The organism is Roseateles sp. P5_E11 (assembly GCF_054049355.1).
In genome coordinates this window covers 1-5943 of the sequence record NZ_JBFUMO010000370.1, presented here as the reverse complement: position 1 = coordinate 5943, position 5943 = coordinate 1, and the positions used below count along the sequence as shown (strand labels likewise).

At 68.5% G+C, this 5943-nt stretch carries 5 protein-coding genes and 1 pseudogene; 1 reads left to right on the top strand and 5 read right to left on the bottom strand.

Annotated elements, in window-relative coordinates; genetic code table 11:
• From ACXJKR_RS22125 to ACXJKR_RS22105, 5 genes and pseudogenes are all read right to left on the bottom strand, one after another.
• Positions 1 to 300, bottom strand: a pseudogene (locus ACXJKR_RS22125) (nitrite reductase); the annotation flags it as partial.
• A gap of 2 nt (positions 301 to 302) precedes the next feature.
• Positions 303 to 1070 carry a sulfite exporter TauE/SafE family protein gene (locus tag ACXJKR_RS22120; protein ID WP_457324646.1) on the bottom strand — a complete coding sequence of 256 codons (768 nt, stop codon included), beginning with the start codon at positions 1068 to 1070 and terminating at the stop codon, positions 303 to 305.
• Between the two features lie 114 nt (positions 1071 to 1184).
• Entirely contained in the window at positions 1185 to 2108 is a 924-nt protein-coding gene (ybiB, locus tag ACXJKR_RS22115; RefSeq protein WP_457324645.1) for a DNA-binding protein YbiB, read from the bottom strand.
• Positions 2109 to 2178: 70 nt separating this feature from the next.
• Positions 2179 to 2736 carry an outer membrane beta-barrel protein gene (locus ACXJKR_RS22110; RefSeq protein ID WP_056194856.1) on the bottom strand — a complete coding sequence of 186 codons (558 nt, stop codon included), beginning with the start codon at positions 2734 to 2736 and terminating at the stop codon, positions 2179 to 2181.
• A gap of 229 nt (positions 2737 to 2965) precedes the next feature.
• A complete protein-coding gene (locus tag ACXJKR_RS22105) occupies positions 2966 to 3541 on the bottom strand; it encodes an outer membrane beta-barrel protein (RefSeq protein WP_457324644.1) in 576 nt (191 codons plus the stop codon).
• 209 nt (positions 3542 to 3750) lie between these two features.
• Here ACXJKR_RS22105 and ACXJKR_RS22100 point away from each other — a divergent pair.
• On the top strand, positions 3751 to 5943 hold a 2193-nt coding region (locus tag ACXJKR_RS22100), incomplete at its 3' end, for a GAF domain-containing protein (protein WP_457324643.1).

Genomic DNA, 5943 nt, shown 5'->3' with positions numbered 1-5943 from the left:
GTTCTGGCGCGTCGTGAAGTGGCCGTAGCCGCCCTGGCCGGCAAAGGGGCCGTCGGGCTGGCGGTCGTACTCGCGGGCGATCTTGGCGAGCTGGCGCAGCTGGCGCGAGGACAGCTCGCCATAGGGCACGGCCACGCGCAGCATGGGCGCATGGCGCTGGATGTACCAGCCGTTTTGCAGGCGCAGCGCGCGGAACTCATCGGTGCCGAGGGTGCCGGCGAGGTGGCGCTCGAGCTGGTCGCGGTATTGCGCGGCGCGGGCGTGGACGAAGCGGCGGTCGAAGTCGGTGTAGCGATACATGATTAGTGGATGACCTTCCAGCCGGCCATCAGAAGAGAAACGCAGAGCAGGCTGCGCACGACGCCATCGGGCAGCCGACGGGTCAATTGGGCGCCCAGCCAGATGCCAGGTAAAGAGCCGATGAGCAGCGGCACCAGCAGCGTCCAGTTGACGTTGCCCAGCGTGGCGTGGCCGATGCCAGCGACCAGCGTCAACGGCACGGCATGGGCAATATCGGTGCCGACGATGTCGCGGGCCTGCATGCGCGGGTAGATCAGCAGGATCAGCGTCGCGCCGATGGCGCCGGCGCCAATGGAAGACAGTGATACCAGCACGCCCAGCACGGCGCCGCTGAGGATGGTCAGCGCCGGCTTGCGGGCTTCGGGAATCCAGCGCTCCAGCCGCAGGCCCAGCGCCAGCCAGCTCTTCTTGAAGGCGACGACGACGGCCGTCAGCAACAGCGCGATGCCCAGCGAAAAGGTCAGCGCCGAGGCCCAGCCCTTGGTGACGCCAGTCAGGTGCATCAACGCCACGGTGGCCAAGGACGCAGGGATGGAGCCGGTCAGCAGGCGGCGGGTGATGGCCCAGTGCACATGGCCATGCCGGGCGTGGGCCACGGAGCCGCTCATCTTGGTCAGCGCGGCAAACCACAGGTCGGTGCCGATGGCGACCGCAGGGTTGAGCTTGAAGACGGACAGCAGCAGCGGCGTCATCAGCGAGCCGCCGCCCACGCCGGTGATCCCGACGATGAGGCCGACTCCCAATCCGCTTGCAATCGCAATTCCGTCCAGCACGCTGTCCCCTGAGGCGACCCATGCCACCCGAGGCCGCGACTCTAAGTAATGTTGCGGTGCGGAAGAACTACAGAATTTTTGGGGCTATATGCCCATGCCGAATAAGCAACTTCAGTTTGTGGCGAGAAGCCGCAGTGCGGCGACCTGCTCCAGGATGCGCGGCGGCACGGTTTCGCGGCCCTCCAACATGGCGCGGATGAGGGCGGCGTTCTCGGCTGGCGTGCAGGCTGGCGACAGCGGCCAGTCCAGATCCGCCGTGTCGGCCGGATGCAGGGGCGCGGTGTCGCCGTCCTGGAAGCCGATCAGATGGGCCTTGCGGCGCAGATGGGCATAGGCCTCGCCCTCGCTGGCGCGCATCAACAGCGCCCGGCCACCGCCGGCGGTCAGTGTGGGCAGGGCGTGGCTCATGCTGTCGAGGTATTCCGGATGCGTCACCGCGACGACACGCACACCGCGGCCGACCGGGAAGGGGTCGAGCAGCTTGGCCAGGCTGTGCGAGCTGTTGCGAACACCCAGGCGCGGGCGCAGGGCCATCAAGCTGTTCAACCCAGGGTTGAGCATCTGCAAAGGCAGGACGGCCAATCTGTCGCGCGCCAGCCGCGCCTGGGCATCGGTCAGCGAGGGGCTGGCGTGCAGCCCCAGGGCGCCCAGCAGCTCGAAGGGGCTGTGGCGGCTGTCGAAGTCGTGCCGTCCGAAGATCAGCACCGGCACGCCCTCGCGGGCCAGCAGCAGCGCGACCAGGGGCATCAGATTGGCCTGCTTGCGGGCACCGTTGAAGCTGGGCAGCAGCACGGTGCGCGGGCCGTCGGGGGCGGCCAGGCGGGCCGTTCGTGCCTGCATTGCGGCCAGGAACCCAGCCACCTCGTCGGCGCTCTCGCCCTTCACGCGCAGCGCGATCAGCATGGCGCCCAGCTCCATGTCGGGCACCTGGCCGTCGAGCATCTCACCGAAGAGCGCTTCAGCCTGCTCGCGATTCAGATCGCGCGCACCTCGGGCGCCGCGGCCCATTTCCTTGATCAATGAGGCGTAGTCCATGGCCGCAGTGTAGGAAGAGCCATGAGAAAGGGCCGCACGAGGCGGCCCTTCGAGGGGGATGCGTTCTCGATCAGAACGCGAAGATCGCGCCCAGGGAAACCAGGCGCAGCGTGCCCTTTTCGCCAGCGAATTGGGCCTGGGTCGAATCGACGCCCAGCTCCAGCTTGACGCTCTGGGTAATGGCATAGGTCAGGCCCAGCCCGGCGTAGACCTTGGCCTTGCTCTCGGAGTCGGAGCCGCTCAACGTGCCGAGGGTGGCGCTGGCTTGGGTCTTCACCTGGGCGACGCCCAGGCGGACGTTCATGCCCCAGTCGGTGCTCAGCGGCAGCGCGAAAGCAGCGCCCAGCATGAGCGCGGTCGGCTTGATGGCGACGGACATCGTGGCGTCCGCAGCCTTGAACTTGCCAAAGGCGATGTAGCCGGCTTCCAGGCTGAAGCCGTTGCCGAAGTTGTAGCCGCCCACCAGCTTGGCGCCGGTGTCGCTCGTGTCGCAGCTGGTGGAGCCCGTGCAGTCCAGATTGGCGTGCGAGACGCCACCGGCGGTGCCGATGTAACCGTGGGCCTGCGATTCGGCGTGGGCAGCGGTGGCGGCCAGCAGTGCGGCCAGGACGATGGTTTGTTTTTTCATGAGAACACTCCCTTTTTCTCTTGATGGATGGGCCGACCGGCGTGGCCGGCCTCGGCGCCTTTCTGAGGCGGCGCGCATGCTATTCGCGGCGCCTGTACGCCCTTGATGACGTTGTCGCGCGGATGAGACGGCAATGCCCCCGGCTCGGGGGCGATGTGAAAAAAACCGCCTAACCGCGCTTTAAGCGGCCAGGCGGCTCGGGTGGTCTCGCAGCGGCGTGTTTGGGCCGTCAGAAGGCCATGCGCGCACCCAGCGACACCATGCGCACGTTCTGGCGCTCACCCTGGATCTGGGCCCGCGTTGCGTCCACGCCCAGCTCGACGCGGGTCGACGGCGTCAGCGCGTAGTTGACGGCGAGGCCAGCGATGGGCTGGGTCTTGCTCTCGCTGCTTGAGCCGGTCAGCGCGCCGACCTCTGCGTTCACCTTGGTGCGCACGCGGGCCACGCCCAGGCGGCCGACCAGACCCCAGTCAGGGCTCAAGTTGGCCGTGTAGGCGCCGCTCAGCGACAGGGCTTCGGGTCGTCCGCTCAGCCCCACGGCGCCCTGCGACGCGCGGAATTTGCCGAAATTGGTGTAGCCGCCTTCGACTGCAAAGCCATTGCCAAAGGCATGGCCGAACATGGCCTTGCCACCGAATGCGTTCCTGTCGCAGGTCTGCACGCCGGTGCAGTCGACGTTGAGATGGCCTTGGCCCAGGGACAACAGGCCGTAGTTGTGCTCCGCATTGCTGCTGGAACGGGTGCTTTGGGCCTGGGCGCCAGCGGCCAGGGCGAGGGCGGCAAGGCTGATTGCGATCTTTTTCATGGGGAACTTCTCTCCTACTTCATCCATCGGAGCGCAGGCGCCGGGTGGGGCCTGCGGCGATATGCGACCGGTCGTCGCCAAGCCATCCTCATTGGCGCTGGGGGCTCGACTTGTAGGACTTGGGCACTCTTGCCGGCTGGTCTGGTAACCGCAGGCAAAGTGCTGGCGGCACAGGGATACTGCTGCAACGCTGCTGCCCGTCAGGTTCCATGCCGCATCTCAAGCCCAAGACGCTTTACATCACGCTGAGCTTGTTGATGGTGGGCCTGGTCGCCCTGGTGTACAGCGTGCTGCTGCTGTACGAGCGCTCACGCAGCGATGCACTGATGCTGCAGCAGGCTGGCGCGGCGGCCAGGCGCATCGGCCGCGAGGCCGCGGCGGCCGTCGAGACGGAGCTGCGGCCGGCGCGGGTCAGCGTGGCCCTGCTGGCGACCGGCGCCCTGGGCCGGGCCAGCAATGAGGCCGAGCGCCTGACTGCGCTGCCGCAGATGGCGGCGGCCCTGCGCGCCAATGCCTCGGTCTCGGCCGTCTATGTCGGCACCTCGGGCGGATCCTTCGTGCTGTTGCGCCGCCTTGTCGATGCGGCAACACGCAAGCGCATGGATGCGCCGGCCGAGGCTGCATTCGGCCTGCAGAGCGTGAGCCGCGATGGCGGCGCGGCCCCGCGTGGCGCCTACCGCTTCTACGACGCAGCGCTGCGCGAGCTGCAGCGCCGTGATCGGCCCGACTACGACTTCGACCCGCGCACCCGGCCCTGGTTCGCGCTGGCGAGCGAGGCCGGCGAAGGCAAGCTCGTGCAATCGGCGCCCTATCTGTTCTTCACGACCGGCGAACCCGGCGTGACGTTGGCCCAGGCTCATGGTGGCGCCGTCGTGGGCGCCGACGTCAGCCTGCAGGCTCTCAGCGAGATGCTGACGCGGCCGCAGATCAGCCGTTCGGCCGAACTGCTCATCGCCACCCAAGGCGGCGAGATGCTGGCCGAGGCCCGGCGCGAGAGCGGCGCGCCGCCGAAGGACGGCCAGGCCCTGCCGCGCGTGGCCGAGCGTGCGTCGGCGCTGATGCGCGCGCTGTGGCAGCGCCGCGATGGCGAGGGTCATCTCACACCCGTGCAGGTGGTCGACGGGCGCGAATGGGTCAGCCACGCCTTGCCGCTGCAGGGTGCCGTGGAGGCCGGCGCGCCGCTGGTGCTGCTGATGGCCGCGCCGCGCGAGGAGCTGCAGGCCTTCCAGATCGAGAGCCGCCGCCAGAGCTTCTACATCTCGCTGGGTTTGATGCTGCTGTTGCTGCCCCTGGTTCACCTGCTGGCCGATCGCGTGTCGCGGCCGCTGCGCAACCTGGCCCGCCAGGCCGAGGCGATCGAGCGTTTCGAGTTCGACGGGCCCGATCCCCAACGCAGCCTGATCCGCGAGGTCGACCGCCTGGCCATCGCGATGACGGCGATGAAGCATTCGCTGCGGCGCTTTCTCGACATCAGCAACGCGCTGAGCGCCGAGCGAGATTTCGACACCCTGCTCGACCTCATCCTGCGCGAGACCATCGCCGTGGCCGGCGCCAGTGGCGGCTCGGTCCACCTGCTGTCGGCCGATGGCCAGACGCTGGAGCCCGCGGCTTCGCGCGTGCGTGGCGAGACCGCGTCGCGCCGCGGCCTGACCTGGCAGGTGAACGTGCCCGACAGCGTCGCCGCGCCGGTGCGTGCCCTGCAGACGAACGCACCGGTCGAGATCGACCTGAGCTGGGACAACCCGACCCACCTGGCCGCCTACCAGCGGCTGTTCGCCGCCCTGGGCGTCGCGAAGATGCGCCTGCTGGCCCTGCCGCTGAAGAACAGCCAGCACGAGACCATCGGTACGCTGACATTGACCTTCCCGCTGTCGGCCGATGGGCCGTCCGAACCACTGGGCGCCGCACGCGTGGCCTTTGTCAGTGCGCTGTCGGGCACGGCCGCCGTGGCCATCGACAACCAGCTGCTGCTGCGCGCGCGCAAGGAGCTGCTGGAGAGCTTCATCCAGCTCGTTGCCGGCGCCATCGACGCCAAGAGCCCCTATACCGGCGGCCATTGCCAGCGCGTGCCCGAGCTGACCAAGATGCTGGYCCAGGCCGCCTGCGAGGCGACCGAGGGGCCGTACGCCGGTTTCACGATGGACGCTGACCAATGGGAGGCGCTGCACATCGCCGCCTGGTTGCACGACTGCGGCAAGGTCACCACGCCGGAGTACGTCGTCGACAAGGCCACCAAGCTGGAGACGATCTACAACCGCGTCCATGAGGTCCGCACGCGCTTCGAGGTGCTCAAGCGCGACGCGCTGATCGAGAAGCTGGAGGCCGAGCTGGGCGAAGCGGGCGCGCAGCGTGCCCGTGCCGCAGCGGCGCCGGTCCAGGGCGAACTGGATGCCGACTACGCC